We start from the raw sequence: 18695 nt of genomic DNA on the forward strand, positions 1-18695 counted from the left end.
TTCCTTAACAAGACCTTATTTATGGCGATGCAGATAGAGCGCGGCGCTGCGGCGGCCGAGTACCCGGCCCTGGCGCGGGTCCGGACGGAGCTGGAAGCCTTCAAGCGCAAGTTTTACCTGAACCTGCTGGTGCGTGGGCTGCTGGTAGCCGTCGGGCTACTGCTCACGCTATTTGTGGTGTTCAACGTGTTAGAGTACTTCCTGTACTTGCCCACGGTGGTGCGGGCCGGGCTGCTGTTTGGGTTTCTGGGCCTTACGGCTTACAGCTTCATGCGGTGGATTTGGACGCCGCTGGCGGCCCTCACCAACCTGCGCAAGCTGCTCGACGACGAGCAAGCGGCCCGCCGGGTAGGGGAGTTGTTCCCGGAAGTGCAGGACCGGCTGCTGAACGCTTTGCAGCTGCAGGGCCAAGCCCGCGACAACGCTCTAATTGCGGCCAGCCTTGAGCAGCGCGCCGCCCAAATGGGCAACATTTCGTTTGCCCAGGGCATCGACATAAAGCAGCAGAGCAAGCCGCTTTGGAAATATGCTGCCGTGCCAGTGGCCGTGCTGCTGGTGTTGTTGGCGTTTTATCCAGCCTTTTTGGTGCAGGGCACGGAGCGCATCTGGCACTACCGGCGGGCGTACTCACCGCCAGCTCCGTTTCAGTTTGTTATCAAAAACCCGAAGCTGACGGCTTTTCGGGGCGAAGACTTCACGCTGGATGTGGGCGTGGCGGGCGCCGCGGTTCCGGCCGATGTGAGCATCAATTACAGCGGCGGCGAGCGGCGTCTGAGCAAGGTGGCGGGCCGCGGCGACCAGTTCCGCTACACGTTTGAGCAGCCCCAGGGCGACGTGACTTTCCAGCTGGCAGGCGCTGGGTTCAACTCGCCCGAGTACAAGCTAACCGTATTGGAGCGGCCCAACCTGCGCGACTTCAAAGTCAACATTACCTACCCAGCCTACACTGGCAAAGCGGCCGAAACCATAGCAAACGGCGGCAACCTCACGGTGCCCGAGGGCAGCACAGTTCGCTGGGAATTTGCCACGGCTGCCACCGATGAGCTGGCGCTAATGTTTCAAAACCCTGACGAAACGGTTGCCGCCAACGGCACTGATAAAGCCAACGGCACTTTCGTGGCCACGCGGCGGGTGCTGCGCTCGCAGCCCTACCTGCTACGCCTGAAAAACCCGGCCAGCCTGAACCGCGACCCCATTTCTTACCAATTGACGGCTGTGCCCGACCAAGCGCCCATGCTCACGCTGGAAGCGTTTTCGGACACGGTGACGCAGCGCTACTTGGCGCTGGGTGGCACCGTGCGCGACGACTATGGCCTGACGCGGCTGGTGCTGCACTACGAGGTGAAGCGCAACAACCAGAAGCAAGGCGCCCGCAGCCAAAAGCTCCTGGCGTTGCCCACTGAAAGCGCCGGCACCTACGCCTACACCTGGAACCTGAACGCGCTGAACCTGCAGCCCGGCGACCGCCTCGAATACTACGTGGAAGCCTGGGACAACGACGGCGTGCACGGCCCCAAGGCCAGCCGCACGCGGCCAGCAGAATTTCGCCTGCCTGGCCGGCGCGAAATGCGCCAGGAGCTGAACGCCCAGGCCCAGTCGGTGGCCAGCCAGATGAGCCAGGCCGCCAAGCAAAGCGAGAAGCTGAAGCGCGAGTTGGCTAAGGCCCAGGACAAGCTCAAGACCAAGCGGGAAATTAGCTTCCAGGACCGCAAGCAGCTGGAAAACATGCTCGACCAGAAGCAGCAGATGAACCAGCAGCTGGAGCAGATGCAGCGCATGTTTGAGCAGCTGCAGCAGAAGCAGGACCAGCTCAACCCCAAAAGCGAGGAGCTGGCCAAAAAAGCCGAAGAGTTGAAAAAGCTCATGAACGACCTGCTCGACCCCGAAACCAAGAAGCTCTACGACAAGCTGCAGAAGCTGCTCGAACAGCAGAAGCAGCCCGACGCCGAAATGCAAAAGCTGCTGCAGCAGCTTGAAAACAAAGAAGACGTGCTGCAAAAAGAGTTGGACCGGGCGCTGGAGATGTTCAAGCAGATGCAACTGGAGCAGAAGGCTGAGGAAGTAGCCGACAAGCTGGAAGAGCTGGCCAAGCAGGAAGAGCAGCTCGCCGACAAAACCGAGAAAAACGACAAAGACAACCCCGATAACAAGGCCTCGAACCAGGAGCAAAAGGCCAAGCAAGAGCAGCTGAAGCAGGAGCAAGCCCAAGCTCAAAAGGAATTCGAAGACTTGAAAAAGGAGCTTCAGGAATTGAAGCAGATGGACAAGGAAACAGGCAACCAGAACGACATCGACGAGCAGAAGCCCGAGCAGGAGCAGACCGACCAGGACATGCAGGAAAGCCAGCAGCAGCTAAGCAAAAACCAGAACTCCAAGGCTGCTGCCAAGCAGAAAAGCGCCGCCGCGCGCATGAAGCAGATGGCTAAAAAGATGCGCGACCAGATGAGCGACCAGGAAAGCGACCAGGCCCAGCAGAACATCGACGACCTGCGCGACATTCTGGAAAACCTGCTCACTCTTAGCTTCGACCAGGAGGGCCTGATGAAGGATTTCCGCAAGGTGAATCAGAGCGACCCGCGCTTCGTGCAGTTGGGCCAAACCCAGCGCAAGCTGCGCGACGATGCCAAGATTATCCAGGATTCGCTCTACGCCCTGGCCAAGAAAGAGCCAAAAATCCAAAGCTTCGTGACCCGCGAAGTAGGCGAGATGAACGGCCGCATGGACGAGTCGCTCACCCACATTCAGCAGCGCGACCCGGGCCGGGCCACAGCCACCCAGCAGCAGGCCATGACCAGCATCAATAACCTGGCCCTGATGCTGCAAAGCTCCCTCAACCAGATGCAACAGGAAGCGCAGGCCGGCAAAGGCCAGCCCCAGGACGGCCAAGGCAAGCCCGGCAAGAAAAAAGGCAAGGGCAAAGGCCAGGGGCAAGGCAACAAGCCTGGACCCGGCAACATGGGCAAAATGCAGCAGCAGCTCAACGAGCAGATTCAGAAGCTCTCGCAGAGTGGCAAGTCGGGCCGGGAGATGTCGCAGGAGCTGGCCAAGCTGGCCGGGCAGCAGCAGATGTTGCGCCAGGCCATGCAGCAGCTCGATAAAATGCAGCAGGGCGGCAAGCCCGGCGGCAAAGAAGGCCAGAGCAAGGAAGGCGGCTCCAATGGCAAAGACGGCAAAGACGGCAAAGACGGCAAAGGTGAGGAAGGCGGTGGTGGCACCGGCGACATCAAGAAGCTAATGGAGCAAACCGAAACCGACCTTGTGAACAAGCGGCTGTCCGAGGAAACCATCATGCGCCAGCAGCAAATCCTCACCCGGCTGCTAGAAGTGGAGAAGTCGGCGCGGGAGCGGGACCAGGACACGAAGCGCGAAGCGCAGGCCGCACAGGTAAAACCACCTATTTTTCCGCCCGCTTTCGACAAATACCGAGCAAACAAGGAACGCCAGACGGAATTACTACGTAGTACACCCCCGAGCCTCACCCCGTATTACCAACGCGAAGTAGGGGAGTACTTTCAGAAGATTAAGTAAACGTAGCCTTACTTGCCGTACGGTTGCTCCGCTTCCCCACCTGGTAAGCGGAACTCTACCGCACAATACACTATTTTTGCCGCCCCTAACCCGCTGCCGCCCTTCCTATCAAACCGCCTTATGAAGCAGGTAAAAATTCAGATTCCGTCGCTCGTCGAAAACATCCGTGTGGTGGAGAGTTTTATCGATAATTCCAAGGATACCTTTCAGATTGAGGACGATATCTACGGCAACATCATGGTTGCTGTGACTGAGGCGGTGAACAACGCCATCCGCCATGGCAATAAGTTCGATAAGGACAAGAACGTCTACTTGTCGTTGTATGTAGAGCCTCAACAGCTGAAATTTGAAATTGAAGACGAAGGCTCTGGCTTCAATTTCGACAACCTGGAGGACCCCACAGCTCCCGAAAACCTGGAAAATCCTGGGGGCCGGGGCATCTTTCTCATCCGTCACTTGGCCGATGAGGTCCAATTTAGCAAAGAAGGCCGCCGCGTGCAGCTCACCTTCCAGCTAACCCAAGCGCCCGCCGACGAAACATCTGCTGCCGACCACATCGCCGCCTAAAGCCGCATGATTAATCACCCGCCGGTGGGGCCTCCCCACCACGACAACTTCCCTCCCGGCGAGCTGCACCACGAGGCCCCCGGCATCGAATTTATGGTGGAGGACGTGCCCGAGTTCGAACTGTCGGACGCCGAAGGGCTGGTGGAATGGATTGAGCGCATCGCGGCCGTGCACGAGCACCGCATTGTGCAGCTGACCTACATTTTCTGTTCCGACGACTACCTGCATCAGCTCAACGTAGAGTACCTGGACCACGACACCCTCACCGATGTTATCACGTTCGATAATTCCGACGATGCCGACATCATCGAGGGCGATGTATTCATCAGCGTAGAGCGCGTGCGCGACAACGCCCGCGACTTGGGCGTAAGCTTCCGCGACGAGCTGCACCGCGTCATGATTCACGGCGTGCTGCACCTGCTCGGCTACCACGACAAAGACCTGCTGAGCCAAACGGCTATGCGCGCCAAAGAGGACCACTGCTTGTCCTTGCGTACCTTCTAAGGCACCCTTATTTTTGCTGAAACCATCCGGCGCCCGCTTCTAGCGGGCGTTGGCATTTCTAATTCTCGCGGGGCGCAGTTGCCGTTTCTTTAGTAGTTCGTCACCCTTTTATGTCCGCCTCTTCTTCTGCTTTACGCTTCATTCGGGGCGAAGCCTTGGACTTTTACTTGGGCCAGGGCTACTATCGGATGCAACAGGATTTGTTTACCTGCCAGTTTGTGCCTTTTAATGGGCGCCTTTACACTGCCCACTGGCTGCGTCTGGCGCTGGCCAACGTAGAGTGGGGGCCCGAACAGCGCCGCCTGCAGCGGCGCAATGCCCGGTTTGCGGCCACCGTCCAGCCGTTTCGCCTCACTACCGAATACGAAGAGCTGTACACTCGCTACCGCAATTCCATCTCATTCGACGCGGCCCCGACGGTAGAAGCTGTGTTGCTGGGTGGCGAAGAGCACAACGTGTTCAACACGTACATTATCGAGCTGCGCGATGGCGAGCGCTTGGTTGCGGCTGGCATTTTCGACCGTGGCGACCGCAGCCTGGCCGGTATCCTCAATTACTACGACCCTGATTATCGGCAATACAGCTTGGGCAAGTACTTGCTGCTGCTAAAAACCGATTATGCCCGCCGCCTGCAACTCGACTACTATTACCCCGGCTACGTGGTGCACGATTATCCCAAATTTGACTATAAGTTGTTCCTCAGCCCGGCGGCAACCGAAGTTTTTGATAGCATTAGCGGCCGTTGGCTACCTTTTTCTAAAGAGATAGTTGCTGCTCATTCTGCCGATTTGCTGGCCGATTGGCTACCGGAGGAATTGCGTGGAGTTGTGGAATAAAACACAGCGAAGCACTTCACTAAGGCTCTGATTACACCCAAAAGTCCAATGCCACAACTCGTTTCACGTAAAACTGGCTGCGGGTTTTTGATTTCGTAATTTTGTAGTTAATACCGCTGGAACGCACGAGGTCGCGTTCCACGTTGGACTGTTTCTATTGCCGCTCCTAATGGCGGTTCGTTATACCGCAGGCGCACTGGCGCTTCCCCGATTATGTTTCAGCAAGAAGATTACGACGTCATTGTAGTAGGAGCGGGCCATGCCGGCTGCGAAGCGGCGGCCGCGGCAGCCAACCTCGGCTCGAAGGTGCTGCTGGTGACGATGAACATGAACACCATCGCACAGATGTCGTGCAACCCGGCCATGGGCGGCGTGGCCAAGGGCCAGATTGTGCGCGAAATCGACGCGCTGGGGGGCCAGTCGGGCATCATCACCGACCAGACCATGATTCAATTTCGGATGCTGAACCGCTCGAAAGGCCCCGCCATGTGGAGCCCCCGTGCCCAAAGCGACCGGATGCGCTTCGCCGAAGCTTGGCGCCTGACGCTGGAGGGCATTGCTAACGTGGACTTCTGGCAGGAAGCCGTGACCGGCCTAGTGGTGGAAAACGACAACGTGGTGGGCGTGAAAACCCAGCTCGGCATTGAGTTCCGGGGCAAGTCGGTGGTGCTCACCAACGGCACCTTTCTGAACGGTCTCATTCATATCGGCGAAAAGAACTTTGGCGGAGGCCGGGCCGCCGAAAAAGGCAGCCGCGGCATCACCGAGCAGCTGGTGGAGTTGGGCTTTGAAGCCGGTCGTATGAAAACCGGCACCCCGCCCCGCGTGGACGGCCGCAGCCTTGACTACTCCAAAATGGAAGTGCAGGGCGGCGACGACGTACCTAGCAAATTTTCCTACCTCGACACGCCCCGCTTGACGCAGCAGCGCCCCTGCTACATCACTTACACCAACGAGCGGGTGCATGATATCCTGCGCGAAGGCTTTGAGAAGTCGCCCATGTTCCAGGGCCGCATCAAGGGCCTGGGGCCGCGCTACTGTCCCAGCGTGGAGGATAAAATTAACCGCTTTGCCGACAAGGACCGGCACCAGATTTTTGTGGAGCCCGAGGGTTGGAGCACCGTGGAATGCTACATCAATGGTTTCTCGAGCAGTTTGCCCGAAGACGTGCAGTACCGCGCCCTGCGCGAAATCGCCGGCTTCGAAAAGGCCAAGATGTTCCGGCCCGGCTACGCCATTGAGTACGACTTCTTCCCACCCACCCAGCTCAGCCTGACGTTGGAAACCAAGCGCGTCCAGAACCTGTACTTCGCGGGCCAAATCAACGGCACCACGGGCTACGAGGAAGCGGCTTGCCAGGGCCTGATGGCCGGCATCAACGCCCACAACAAAGTGCATGGCAAGGCGCCGTTCGTCCTAAAAAGGAGCGAAGCCTACATTGGCGTGCTCATCGATGACCTCGTGAACAAGGGCACCGACGAGCCTTACCGCATGTTTACGAGCCGCGCTGAGCACCGCATTCTGCTGCGCCAGGACAATGCCGATTTGCGCCTCACACCGCTAGGGCACGGACTTGGCCTGGCCTCGGATGAGCGCTTGGCCCGTGTGCGAATGAAAGAAACGCATGCTGCGGAAGTAGCCGAGCTGCTGCAGAAGTTCGCCATCGAAACCGCTGAAATAAACCCGCTGCTGGTGGAGCTGGGCTCGGCCGAAATCCACGAAAAGACCCGGGCAGTAAACCTGCTGCGCCGGCCCAACCTGGAGCTGGCCGACCTGCGCCGCGCCCTACCGGCCCTGGATGCCGCGCTGGCTGCTTTCGATGCCGAAGCCCTGGAGCAGGCCATCATCAACATCAAGTACGAAACCTACCTGGCCAAGGAGCACCAGCAGGCTGCCCGGCAGCAGGAGCTGGAAAACTTCGTCATTCAAGGCCGGCTCGATTACCGGGCCATGCCTGCGCTCAGCCACGAAGCCCGCGAAAAGCTGCTCAAGATTCAGCCCGAAACCATTGGACAGGCCTCGCGCATCAGCGGCATCTCGCCAGCCGATGTGTCGGTGCTGATGGTGTATTTGGGGCGGTAGCTTGTAGCGTGGTCTTTTAGTCCGCGAGAGGGTTTGGTTCGCTCGCGGACTAAAAGTCCGCGCTACTTAAAATCTTGCGAACTTTGCCGGGCTATGAAATCTGCCGTGCCGTTTCAAAACGGCCGGTTCTGCCATTTAGAAGTATCCGTGTCCTACGAACGATTAGAAAGCTGCCCGGTGTGCGGCAAAACCGAGTTTCGCAACAAGCTGGTGGTAGAAGACCGAACGGTGAGCCACGAAAGCTTTGCCATTGTGCAGTGCTCGGCGTGCAGCTTCCAGTTCACTAACCCACGACCAGGCGCGGCCGATATTGGCCGGTATTACGAGTCCGACGACTACGTATCGCACAACAGCGGCGCGGCAGGATTGGTAAACCAGGCCTACAAAGTGGCCAGGTTTTTCACCATGCGCCGCAAGGTGGCCCTGCTGAATAAGTACTCGGCCCGCCGCGGCAAGCTGTTGGATTATGGCTGTGGCACGGGCCATTTTCTGGCCGCGGCGAAGGCGGGGGGATGGAAAGTGGCAGGACTCGAGCCCAACCAACGAGCCCGTGAAGAAGCCAGCCAGCGCCTTGGCCAACCGGTAGGAGAGGAGAGCTTGGCCACATTTGAGCCCGGCACTTTCGACGCCATTACGCTCTGGCACGTGCTCGAGCACGTGCACACCCTCAACGAAACCCTGGCCCGGCTCACAACTCTGCTCAAGCCCGATGGCGTGCTGCTGATTGCCGTGCCCAACGTGGAAAGCCTCGATGCCCAGCACTACCGCGAATTGTGGGCGGCCTACGATGTGCCCCGCCACCTCTACCATTTCGCTCCCAAAACCATGGCCCAGCTGCTGAAAAAGCACAAGCTTGCTATGCGCGACACCTTGCCCATGCCGCTCGATGCCTACTACGTGAGCATGCTCAGCGAAAAGCACAAGGCCGAGCGTGCCGGCGGTCTGCTTACGGTGTTGAAGGCAGGCTACAAGTCTAACCAATATGCGGCGCAGCACGAAGGGCAGTATTCAAGCTTGCTGTACGTGGCCGGGCGGCGCACCCCGGCGGCCTGATGCGAAGGGCGGTACGTTTGGGACTGGTTTCAGCGTTGGCAGTTGGTTCGCTGCTGGCTGTTCAGGCCCAACCTGCACCCGCTTCGCTGAGGCCCGACTTTTTAAAATCCACACCGTTCCCCTTTGTGGTGGATACTGCCCGGAAAGTTACCGTCGTTACTGCCGAGTCGAGCGATGCCGTGACGCGCCCCCTGGTGCTGCGCATCGGGGGCGGCTATTGTAGTGCTTACCCTCACCACGCTGTTGTTGTATAATGTCCGTTCGCGCTGAACTGCTGGCTTTGCTGGCGCTGGTTGCCTTGCTTGAAAGCTGCGCTGCCGTGGCCCCGCCCCTGGGTGGTCCGCGCGACCGCACTCCCCCGCGCCGCATCAGCAGCTCGCCCGATAGCGCCGCCCGCAACGTGAGCCAGAAATTCGTGCGGCTTAATTTCTCCGAGCCCGTTATCACCAAGGAGCTCACCAAAAACCTGCTCATCACGCCCCAACTGCCGCTCGACAACCCCTACAAGCTGCGCGAAGACCGCAACTCTATCACGCTGCTCTTCGACAAGCCGCTGGACCCGAACACCACTTACAGCTTCAATTTTCGCGATGCGGTGGTGGACATCACCGAAGGCCTGCCGGCCAAAAACGCCTATCTCACATTCAGCACCGGCGCTGTGCTCGACTCCGGTAAAGTGAGCGGAACCATCGTCGACCTGCTCACGGCAAGACCGGTGGCCGAGGCCAGCGTGGGCCTCTACCGCGCTGCTGATACCGCTGGGGTTCGGCGCGGCCGCCCCTACTACTCTACCCTCAGCGATAAGGAAGGCAAGTTCAGCCTGGGTGCTCTGAAGTCCGGGCCTTATAAAATCTACGCGCTGGTTGACAAAAACGGCAACGGCCGCTTCGACGACGGCGAGAAAATTGCCTACCTGCCCGCACCCATCACCATTGCCGGCGACAGCAGCAAACCGGTTTCGCTGGTGCTGACGCAGCCCGACCGGCGCCCGCCCCTGCTCACCACCCGCACGCCCGGTCCCACGCAGCTGCGGCTGGCGTTCAACGAAGGCCTGCGCTCGGTCACCCTAGCCCCTGTAGGCAGCTCCCAACCTGCCGTAGCCGAAGCCGTGCTGCTCACCGACCGCGGCCGTACCGTGGTGGTGTTCAAAACGCCCGCCGTGGCCGAAGGCCGCTTCCTGCTCACTGCGGCCGACAGCACCGGCAACGTGGCCCGGGACACCCTCAATCTCCGCTTTCCTGCGCCGGCGGCCACGGCCAAAAAGACGGCCACTCCCGCGGTGTACTCCGTGGAGGGCAGCCCGCGTTCCGTATTCCCAGAGGGCCAAATTAAATTCGTGTTTGCCGTGCCGGTGCGCCTGGCCACTGGCCGCCCGTTTGGCACCCTCATCGAAGACTCCACCAAACGCCGGCCGTTGGCACTGCCCGCCGATGGCAAGCTGAATACCGACCGCACGCAGTTGACCGTACGCTTCCGCTCAAAGGCCAAAGCCCGGCTGGAAATTGTGCTCGACAGCACGGCCATCACAGCCATCACGGGTGAGCCGTTGCGGCTGCGGCCCCTGCGCCTGGGCATCAGCGAGCAGGACGTTTCCGCCAGTTTGTCGGGCACCATCACCACCAAGGAAAAGAATTTTGAATTGCAATTGCTCGATGAAAAGCTGCAAGTAGTATCCACCTTGGTTTCTCCCAAGGGTACCTATTCCTTTTCCGACGTGGCTCCTGGCACCTACCGCCTGCGCGTGCTCATTGACCGCGACGGCGACGGCAAGTGGCGCAACGGCGACCCCAACCTGCTCTTGCCCCCAGAGCCAGTGTTTCTCGACCCCAGACCTCAGCAAGTGCGGGCGGGTTTTGATATTGTGACCCCGCTCACGTTTTAGAACAGCGAGCAGAAACGGTTTTACTACCTGGGCCCCTGCCTTTTTAGTCGTCAGCCTGCCCCGGCTGCTGGCAGAAGGGGAGGGGCCCTTTGCTTTTGCGGGCGCCCAAATGAGCGTTCTGGCTCAACATGTATCTATGTGAGCATAAGGATTTCTTTCGCAAGACTTACTCCTTATGGCCTTTTACTGCCAAACTCATCAAGAGAGGCAAGGAAAATGCGACCATTAGTCTTGCCTCAGCCGGAACCTCGTCGATTATCTGCCCAATGCTGCCAGCGAGCCTCAAAACAAGGATTTTGATTCACTTTACCCACATTCGTGGATAACTAATGGCTGATTCCAGTTACTGACGGCCTTTTTGAGGACTAATCCACCGGTTTTCCACTGGCTTTTCCACACTCATTTTGCGTTGGGGGTAATTTCGGGGATAACCTGGGGGAAACAGCAAGGCCACACGGGGATAAGTGGGGTAGAAGTTTTTTTGGTGGTTCAGGAGCCCACACAGGGGAAAACGGTGGGGGATAACCGGGGATAACTTCTCCACGCCAGCCGCCCTTCCCACACGCCCGTTTTAGAGGGGATAATGAAAATGTGGAAAGGGTGTGTGAATGTTGAAAATACTAATAAACTATTAATAATCAGCTAATTGTTTTCCACAATGCCGGTGTATAGTGCGTGGATAAGACCTTGCTTACCCCCACGTTATCCACGCTGGGGATAACCTTCCAAGCTTATCCACTTATCAACCGACCTAATGGGTGGGAATAAAAAAGGTTTTTTAAAAAAATGATTTAACAAAAAATTAAGGTTGGGGAAAACCCGGTTCAAGGGTTTGTTCCCGGTTCAAGGGTTTGCTCTGCGCCGCCTGTCATGCTGAGGCACGAAGCATCCTGTCAGGTCAGAGCTTTTCGTGCGGCGGGGATAAGATGCTTCGTGCCTCAGCATGACAGGCGGCAACAGACAGGAATTAACAGGCGACACCGAGCAACAGGGGCCTACCACTGTACCGGATATCCCCGCGCTGCCCGCTTTCCGTATAGCGCCCAATGCCGTTTGACTACACCCTCGATTTCCACGCTGTCGATTTCCGCCAGCACCCCGAGCTGTACCGCGTGGGCCGGGGCGAGCAGGGCGTGCTGCTGGTGCAGCCCTACAAGGGCGAAATCCTGTCCCACTGGCGCTTCAAAGACGCGGCAGCAGCCACCGAGTCGTCGGAGACGATTTACGGGCTGTTTGAGGCTTATTTGAAGGCCGAGGATTTTGTTGGGGCCGACATGGCCCGGAAGTTTATTCAAATGGGTTTTACCCGGGCCCGACGCTACGCCAACCACCGAGGCGGCAAGAAGTACGACGGCCCCGTACCCGACGACAAGAAAGGCCAGAGCGGCGCCCACGGCCGCGCTGAGCTCCCGCGCATCGACCACCCCGATGTGGATAAAGTAGAAGCCGCTGCTATTTTCAAGCGCAAGTGGGACGAGGCCAAAGTTCATCCCGAGTACCTGCGCCAGAAAGAAGCCTTCATCGCCAAATACGGGAAGTAACCCTGCTACCTACCTTTGCCATCCATCCTTCACCCCAACACCATGAACACCACGCAACCCTCCAGCATCGACGAAAACGAAATTATCCTGGGTACCGGCATGGGACCCTTGCGCTTTGGCGCAACCATGGACGAGGTACGCACCTTGGTGGGCGAGCCCGAGGAAATCGAAGAGTCGGACGACGACGACGACTTCGAGCACCAGGCCTGGAACTACCACGAAGAGGATTACCTGCTCTCGCTCTACTTCGACCGCGAAGACGACTTCCGCCTGAGCTGCATCGAAACCGATAACCCCAACATGCGCCTCTTCGGCGAAGTGATTTACGGCAAAACCGTGGACGAGGTGAAGGCGCTGATGCAGCAGCACAACCTGCCCACGCCCGAGCTCGAAACCATGGAAGAAGGCGCCGTGCGGCTCTCCTACGAGAAGTCGATGATTGACCTGTACTTCGAGGAAGGCCAGTTGCAATTCGTGAATTTCGGTGTCTTTATCAACGACGACATGGAGGTGCAATGGCCCAAATAAAGCTGAGTTATCCACATTATCGCCATTTTTTCCTGTGGATAAGTGGACAAGTCACTAAAAACGGTCGGGTTATCCCCCCTTTTGCGTGATTTGATAGCAAGACCTCTGCTTGCTAAATAACCGGACACAAAAAAGGCTGACCCTATCAAGGTCAGCCTTTTTTGTGTGGCAACGTGCCTAAGCGCACTAGTCGAGCACGGCGCGGAACAGCAGAAACAAGCAACCCGACAGCACCATGGTTACGGGCAGGGTGAGCACCCAGGCCAGGGCAATGTTGCGCACCATACCGGGGTTGATGTTCTTCACGCCGCGGCTGGCCACCATGGAACCCGCGATGGAGGAAGTGAGTACGTGTGTGGTTGAAGCCGGCAAGCCAAACTGGGTGCTCACGCCAATCATGGCAGCGGCTACGAACTCCGAGGAGGCGCCCTGGGCATAGCTAAGGTGCTCTTTGCCGATGCGCTCGCCAATGGTTTTTACGATGCGCTGCCAGCCTATCATGGTGCCGCAGGCCAGCGAAATGCTCACCATGAACAGCACCCACCAAGGGGCATAGTCGGTGAAGGTGCGCATGTCGGTAATGGCCGCGTCGTAGGTGTTTCGGTCAGCGGTGCTGATACTTACTTTTTCGGAGCCGAGCAGCTTTTTGGCGCGGTTGGAGATGAGGAGAATGTCGCGGCGAATCTCAAATCGAGTCTGCCGGGGCAGGTCTTCAATGCGGGTGGTGTTAGCAAAAATGCGGTCCAGGTCGTTGGTCTGCGTCCGGATTTCGGCCAGCACCTTTTGGTCGGCAGGACTGAGCTCGTTGGGGTTAACACGGGACATTACCTGTTCGACTTTGCTGAGAGATGAACGCAGGTCGAGCGGATTTTTGGATTGGTCGAGAGCAAAAAAGCTGGGCACGATGCCAATTAGAATCAGCATGATGAGGCCCACACCCTTTTGGCCATCGTTAGAACCGTGGAAAAAGCTCACCAGCGTACAGGTTACAATGAGCGTCAGCCGAATCCAGAGGGGAGGGGGCTTGCGCTTGTGGGGTTCCTTAAAAATGGCTTTGTTGCGAATGAAGCGCTTGAACAAGAACATCATGCCGATGGTGAGCGCAAAGCCCAGCAACGGGCCCACCAGCAGGGCAATGCCCGTTTCGCCGGCTTTGCTCCAGTTTACGGCTGCGCCTTGCCCGTTGGGCAGCAGCGAAAAGGCAATGCCGACGCCCAGAATAGAGCCAATGAGGGCGTGCGAGCTGGAGGCGGGAATGCCGTAGTACCAGGTGCCGACGTTCCAGATAATGGCGCCCAGGATGAGGGCACCCACCATGGCAATACCATGGTACACGTTGGAGTCTACTAGGCTTTCGACCGGCAGCAGGTACACAATGCCCATGGCCACGGCAATGCCACCGGCAAATACGCCAATGAAGTTCCAGAAGGCCGACCACACCACGGCCACCCAGGGCCGGAGCGTGTTGGTATAAATGACAGTGGCCACGGCATTGGCCGTATCGTGAAAGCCATTGACGAACTCGAACGCACAGGCGGCCAACAGGCACACGCCGAGAAGCAGCAGCACGTGAGGTTCTAAACCAAACATAAACAGCGGGTTTGTGGGAATATATTTTCAATCATGGGGCAAAGGTAGGGCGGTAGCTCACAGACGTTATGTTACCGAATTGTGACCTCGGACCACATGTTTCTAAAAAGAACGTCATACTGAGCTTGCCGAAGCATCTCTACCACAGTAGTAATCAATGATAGCTCAACGAAGCGGTAGAGATGCTTCGGCAAGCTCAGTATGACGGACAGAAAGCCGGGCCTTCTACGCACAACTTTTACCTTGGGCCACATCGGCCTACTTTTGCAAGCATGAACCCAGCACTCGAAACCACCCAGCTCAAGGATATTGTGGCCCACGCCAAGGAATACGGCTTCGTATTTCAGTCTTCGGAAATCTATGATGGCCTGGCCGCCGTGTACGACTACGGCCCCAACGGCGTGGAGCTGAAAAATAACCTTAAGCGCCTCTGGTGGGAAGCCATGACCCAGCTGCACCACGACGTGGTGGGCATCGACGCAGCCATTTTTATGGCGCCCCAAACCTGGAAGGCTTCGGGCCACGTCGACGGTTTTAACGACCCCATGGTGGACAACCTCGACAGCAAGAAGCGCTACCGCGCCGACGTGCTGCTTGAAGAAAAAGCCGCCGAGTACGAGAAGGCCGGCGACCCCGCCCGCAGCGCCGCCCTCACCGCCGAGATGGGCCGCCTGCTCACCGACAACGACCTGGCCGGCGTGCGCCAGCTCATTATCGACGAAAAAATCCTCTGCCCTGTATCAAAAACCGGCAATTGGACCGAGGTGCGCCAGTTCAACCTGATGTTCTCGACCCAGGGCTCGGCCGTTGATTCGGACGCTCCGCCGGTGTACCTGCGCCCCGAAACCGCCCAAGGCATTTTCGTGAACTTCCTGAACGTGCAGAAGTCGGCCCGCATGAAGATTCCCTTCGGCATTGCCCAAATAGGCAAAGCTTTCCGGAATGAGATTGTGGCCCGCCAGTTCATCTTCCGCATGCGGGAATTCGAGCAGATGGAGATGCAGTTCTTCGTGCGCCCCGGCACCGAAGGCGAGTGGTACGAAACCTGGAAGGCCGCCCGCCGCAAGTTTCACGAAGCACTGGGCCTGCCGGCCGAGAAGCTGCGCTTCCACGACCACGACAAGCTGGCCCATTATGCCAAGGCCGCGGTCGACATCGAGTACGAATTCCCCTTTGGCTTCAAGGAAATCGAAGGCATTCACTCGCGCTCCGACTTCGACCTGACCCAGCACCAGAACCTGAGCCGCAAAAAGCAGCAGTACTTCGACAACGACGTGGACCCCGCCACCGGCAAGCCCTACGGCAACTACGTTCCCTACGTGGTGGAAACCTCCGTCGGGGCCGACCGCCTGTTCCTGGCCACGATGTGCAACGCCTTCGCCGAGGAAACCATTACCGAAGGGGAAGGCGATGCTCAGCAAACCAAAACCCGCACCTTCCTCAAACTGCACCCCGCGGTGGCGCCGGTGAAAGCCGCCATTTTCCCATTGGTGCGCAAAGACGGCATGCCCGAGAAAGCTCAGGAGATTTTCGACGCCTTGCGTTTCGATTTCCGCTTGGTGCTGGAAGAGCGCGACGCCATCGGCAAGCGCTACACCCGCCAGGACCTCATCGGCACGCCCTTCTGCATCGTGGTCGACGGCCAGACCCTGGAAGACGACACTGTGACGGTGCGCCACCGCGACTCGCGCGAGCAAACCCGCATGCCGATTTCGGAGCTGCGCAGCTACATCGGCGAGGCCGTGAGCTTCCGCCGCATCTTTGAGAAGCTGTAGGAACTGTCATTGCGAGCGCAACGCCGTGGAGCGCGGCAATCCGTCCTGGTCTCAGCGACCAACCTTTTATTGTGAATAAGCCCCGGCTCTGAACAGAGTTGGGGCTTTTCCATAAAGGACTTATCACTTCTCAGGGTTGGTCGCATTGAGAGGACGGATTGCCGCGCTCCACGGCGTTGCGCTCGCAATGACAATTACCATCGGGCTCCCTTCTCTTTTGGAGAGGGGCCGGGGGTGAGGTTTCCGACGCGAGGCTCTACAGGCGCAATGTTGCAACGCTAGGGCCCTCGCCCTTACGTAACTTTGCCTTTTAACATGACTTATGTGGGCTAATCTCGCGCTGTTCATTATCCGGTTTCGTCGCTCGCTGATTGCGGTGCTGGCGGTCATCACCGTGTTCATGGCCTGGAAAGCCAAGGACGTGGAGATGACCTATGACTTCGCCCAAGTCGTAAGCCCGCAGGACCCGGAGATGGTCTACTTCCAAAGTTTCAAAAAGACTTTCGGAGAAGATGCTAACGTGCTGGTACTGGGCCTCCAAGATAGCGCCGTGTACAAGCTGGGCAACTTCAACGAGCTGCGTTCCCTCACCGATACGCTCGCCAAAGAGACGGGCGTGAACGGCGTGTTGAGCGTGACCAAGCTGCTGGCCATCCGCAAAGACACGGCCACCAACAAGTTTAAAACCGAACTCATTTTCAAGACTTTCCCGCGTTCCCAGCGTGAGCTCGACAGCCTGATGCGCGAGGTCAACAAGGTCGAATTCTACAAAGGCCAGCTCATCAGTCCCACTACCGGAGCCACGCTGCTGGCCCTGACGATGGACCCCAAATACCTCAACTCCTCGCAGCGACAGGGGGTGATGAAGAACATTCTGGGCCACGCCAAGGCCTTCGAGAAGAAGACCGGCATTCGCCTGCACTACGCTGGCCTGCCCTACGTGCGCTACACCATGACCAGCAAGGTGGGCTCAGAAATGACCTTCTTCACCATCATGGCCCTGCTGGTAACAGGTGTGACGCTGTTGGCGTTTTTCCGCACCTGGGCCGCGGTAGTATTTCCGCTGGTGGTGGTGGCCGTGACAGCTGTGTGGACCATCGGCTCCATTGTGCTGATGGGTTACAAAATCAACTTGCTCACCGGTCTCATTCCCAGCCTCATCATTGTAATCGGCATCCCGAACTGCACCTACCTGCTGTCGCGCTACCACTACGACTTCCGCAAATCGGGTAACCAGATGCTGGCCATGACGCGGGTAATCCGCAAAATTGGCCTCGTTACTTTCATGAACAACACGACCACGGCCATCGGCTTTTTCGTGTTTTGCTTCACCGATATCGCCATTCTGTTTCAGTTTGGGCTGGTGGCCACGGTCAATATTTTCGTGGCCTTCATCATCAGCTTCATCCTGATTCCGGCTGTGTTTACCTACTTGCCGCCCCCCACGCCCAAGCAGCTTGAGCACCTCGATGCCAAACCGCTCACCAAGCTGCTGGAGTTTTTCGACGACCTGGTGATGCACCGCCGACCCACGGTATATGTGCTGGCTCTGATACTCGTGGTGGGCGCGGCCATCGGCATCCGGCGCATTGAAGCCGTGTCGTACATGGTTGATGACCTGCCCAAAGGCAGCACCGTCAACTCTGACCTGACCTTCTTCGAGCGCCACTTCAACGGCGTGATGCCGCTGGAATTTGTGGTCGATACCCACAAAAAACGCGGCCTGCTCAAGCTCAGCAACCTGGAGAAAATCAACCAGTTCGAGAACTACCTGCGCACTCAGCCTGAGGTTACCTCGCCTATCAGCATTGTCACCTTCCTGAAGGCCACCACCCAGGCCTATTACAACGGCGACCCGCAATTCTACCGCCTGCCCGACAACACCGAGAAAAACTTCATTCTCAGCAGTCTGGCCAATTCCAAAGGCACCGGCGCGGGCACCGACAGCAAGCTCCTCCGCTCCTTCGTGGACAGCACCGGCCAGCAGGCCCGAATCAGCCTCAAGATTGCCGACATTGGCTCGCGCAACCTCGATACGCTCCTGAACCGCAAAATCCTGCCCGAGATGCGCCGCATTTTCAACGGCACGGGCATGGACGTGCGACCCACCGGCACCACCATCCTGTTCACGCAGGGCAACGAATACCTCATCAATACGCTGGGCGAGAGTCTGATGCTCGCCTTCGGACTAGTGGGTTTGGTTGTACTCATCCTGTTCCGCTCGGCCCGCACAGTGCTGTTTGCCCTGGTGCCAAACGCCGTGACCCTGATTCTCACGGCCGGCATCATGGGTTACTTCAACATCCCGCTCAAGCCCGGCACGGCCCTGATTTTCGTCATTGCCCTGGGTATTGATGGGGATAATTCCATTCACCTGCTGGCCAAATTCCGCCAGGAAATGGCCCTGAATGGCCAGCGCGTGCGCCAAGCCGTATCGGTAACGCTGAGTGAGGCGGGCACCAGCATGATTTACACCAGCATTGTGTTGTTTGTGGGCTTCAGCATTTTTGCCTTCAGCGAGTTTGGCGGCACCAAGGCCCTGGGCCTGCTGATGTCGGCTTCGCTGCTGATTACGAATTTTTCCAACCTGATTTTGTTGCCTTGCCTGTTGGTCACCTTCGAACACGGCAAAGGCAACTTCATTGACGACAACGCGCTGATTCGGCACTACGACGAGTCGTACCACGAAGAAGACGATGACTTGGAGCTAAACCTGGATAGAATGACTGTGAAAAGCCGCGGCGAGTTAGGTAGCTAGCTTGGCTGTTTGCACAGTTAAAAAAGACTGTCATGCAGAGCGCAGCATGAC

The 18695-nt window shown here is 58.0% G+C and carries 12 protein-coding genes; 11 read left to right on the top strand and 1 reads right to left on the bottom strand.

The features are described from left to right. Positions 1 to 21 precede the first annotated feature (21 nt). The 9 genes from ACP7AJ_RS00975 (at position 22) to ACP7AJ_RS01015 (ending at position 12521) form a co-directional block, all read left to right on the top strand. Positions 22 to 3528 (top strand): DUF4175 family protein, encoded by a 3507-nt coding sequence (locus ACP7AJ_RS00975; RefSeq protein ID WP_426058318.1) that lies wholly within the window; start codon positions 22 to 24, stop codon positions 3526 to 3528. 120 nt (positions 3529 to 3648) lie between these two features. Continuing rightward, on the top strand, positions 3649 to 4095 hold the full coding sequence (locus tag ACP7AJ_RS00980; protein ID WP_426058319.1) for an ATP-binding protein: 447 nt from the start codon (positions 3649 to 3651) through the stop codon (positions 4093 to 4095). A 6-nt stretch (positions 4096 to 4101) separates the two neighbouring features. Continuing rightward, the gene (gene ybeY, locus ACP7AJ_RS00985) at positions 4102 to 4599 is read left to right on the top strand and encodes an rRNA maturation RNase YbeY (protein WP_426058320.1); all 498 of its coding nucleotides are present in this window, start codon (positions 4102 to 4104) and stop codon (positions 4597 to 4599) included. A gap of 110 nt (positions 4600 to 4709) precedes the next feature. Beyond that, entirely contained in the window at positions 4710 to 5435 is a 726-nt protein-coding gene (locus tag ACP7AJ_RS00990; RefSeq protein ID WP_426058321.1) for a GNAT family N-acetyltransferase, read from the top strand. Positions 5436 to 5648: 213 nt separating this feature from the next. After that, positions 5649 to 7517 carry a tRNA uridine-5-carboxymethylaminomethyl(34) synthesis enzyme MnmG gene (gene mnmG, locus ACP7AJ_RS00995; RefSeq protein ID WP_426058322.1) on the top strand — a complete coding sequence of 623 codons (1869 nt, stop codon included), beginning with the start codon at positions 5649 to 5651 and terminating at the stop codon, positions 7515 to 7517. A gap of 93 nt (positions 7518 to 7610) precedes the next feature. Further along, positions 7611 to 8570 carry a class I SAM-dependent methyltransferase gene (locus tag ACP7AJ_RS01000; RefSeq protein WP_426058323.1) on the top strand — a complete coding sequence of 320 codons (960 nt, stop codon included), beginning with the start codon at positions 7611 to 7613 and terminating at the stop codon, positions 8568 to 8570. Between the two features lie 253 nt (positions 8571 to 8823). Further along, entirely contained in the window at positions 8824 to 10452 is a 1629-nt protein-coding gene (locus tag ACP7AJ_RS01005; RefSeq protein ID WP_426058324.1) for an Ig-like domain-containing protein, read from the top strand. Between the two features lie 1046 nt (positions 10453 to 11498). Beyond that, on the top strand, positions 11499 to 11993 hold the full coding sequence (locus ACP7AJ_RS01010; protein ID WP_426058325.1) for a DUF4385 domain-containing protein: 495 nt from the start codon (positions 11499 to 11501) through the stop codon (positions 11991 to 11993). Positions 11994 to 12008: 15 nt separating this feature from the next. Next, entirely contained in the window at positions 12009 to 12521 is a 513-nt protein-coding gene (locus ACP7AJ_RS01015) for a hypothetical protein (protein ID WP_426058326.1), read from the top strand. A gap of 186 nt (positions 12522 to 12707) precedes the next feature. Here the strand turns inward: ACP7AJ_RS01015 and ACP7AJ_RS01020 are convergent, their stop codons facing one another. After that, positions 12708 to 14111: an inorganic phosphate transporter gene (locus ACP7AJ_RS01020; protein WP_426058327.1), complete on the bottom strand. Its 1404-nt coding sequence runs from the start codon at positions 14109 to 14111 to the stop codon at positions 12708 to 12710. A gap of 272 nt (positions 14112 to 14383) precedes the next feature. On the opposite strand from ACP7AJ_RS01020, the gene ACP7AJ_RS01025 reads away from it, so the two are divergent. Together ACP7AJ_RS01025 and ACP7AJ_RS01030 are read left to right on the top strand one after the other, a co-directional pair. After that, entirely contained in the window at positions 14384 to 15886 is a 1503-nt protein-coding gene (locus ACP7AJ_RS01025) for a glycine--tRNA ligase (RefSeq protein ID WP_426058328.1), read from the top strand. 322 nt (positions 15887 to 16208) lie between these two features. After that, positions 16209 to 18644 carry an efflux RND transporter permease subunit gene (locus ACP7AJ_RS01030; protein WP_426058329.1) on the top strand — a complete coding sequence of 812 codons (2436 nt, stop codon included), beginning with the start codon at positions 16209 to 16211 and terminating at the stop codon, positions 18642 to 18644. Positions 18645 to 18695 lie beyond the last annotated feature (51 nt).

It is taken from the genome of Hymenobacter sp. B1770 (genome assembly GCF_049896385.1).
GTDB lineage: Bacteria > Bacteroidota > Bacteroidia > Cytophagales > Hymenobacteraceae > Hymenobacter.

Excerpts from the sequence above, each read along its gene's own strand:
- ACP7AJ_RS01025 (WP_426058328.1), top strand. The coding sequence starts at position 14,384 with ATGAACCCAGCACTCGAAACCACCCAGCTCAAGGATATTGTGGCCCAC.
- ACP7AJ_RS01020 (WP_426058327.1), bottom strand. The coding sequence starts at position 14,111 with ATGTTTGGTTTAGAACCTCACGTGCTGCTGCTTCTCGGCGTGTGCCTG.
- ACP7AJ_RS01030 (WP_426058329.1), top strand. The coding sequence starts at position 16,209 with ATGTGGGCTAATCTCGCGCTGTTCATTATCCGGTTTCGTCGCTCGCTG.
- ybeY (WP_426058320.1), top strand. The coding sequence starts at position 4,102 with ATGATTAATCACCCGCCGGTGGGGCCTCCCCACCACGACAACTTCCCT.
- mnmG (WP_426058322.1), top strand. The coding sequence starts at position 5,649 with ATGTTTCAGCAAGAAGATTACGACGTCATTGTAGTAGGAGCGGGCCAT.
- ACP7AJ_RS00980 (WP_426058319.1), top strand. The coding sequence starts at position 3,649 with ATGAAGCAGGTAAAAATTCAGATTCCGTCGCTCGTCGAAAACATCCGT.
- ACP7AJ_RS00975 (WP_426058318.1), top strand. The coding sequence starts at position 22 with ATGGCGATGCAGATAGAGCGCGGCGCTGCGGCGGCCGAGTACCCGGCC.
- ACP7AJ_RS01000 (WP_426058323.1), top strand. The coding sequence starts at position 7,611 with ATGAAATCTGCCGTGCCGTTTCAAAACGGCCGGTTCTGCCATTTAGAA.
- ACP7AJ_RS01005 (WP_426058324.1), top strand. The coding sequence starts at position 8,824 with ATGTCCGTTCGCGCTGAACTGCTGGCTTTGCTGGCGCTGGTTGCCTTG.
- ACP7AJ_RS00990 (WP_426058321.1), top strand. The coding sequence starts at position 4,710 with ATGTCCGCCTCTTCTTCTGCTTTACGCTTCATTCGGGGCGAAGCCTTG.
- ACP7AJ_RS01010 (WP_426058325.1), top strand. The coding sequence starts at position 11,499 with ATGCCGTTTGACTACACCCTCGATTTCCACGCTGTCGATTTCCGCCAG.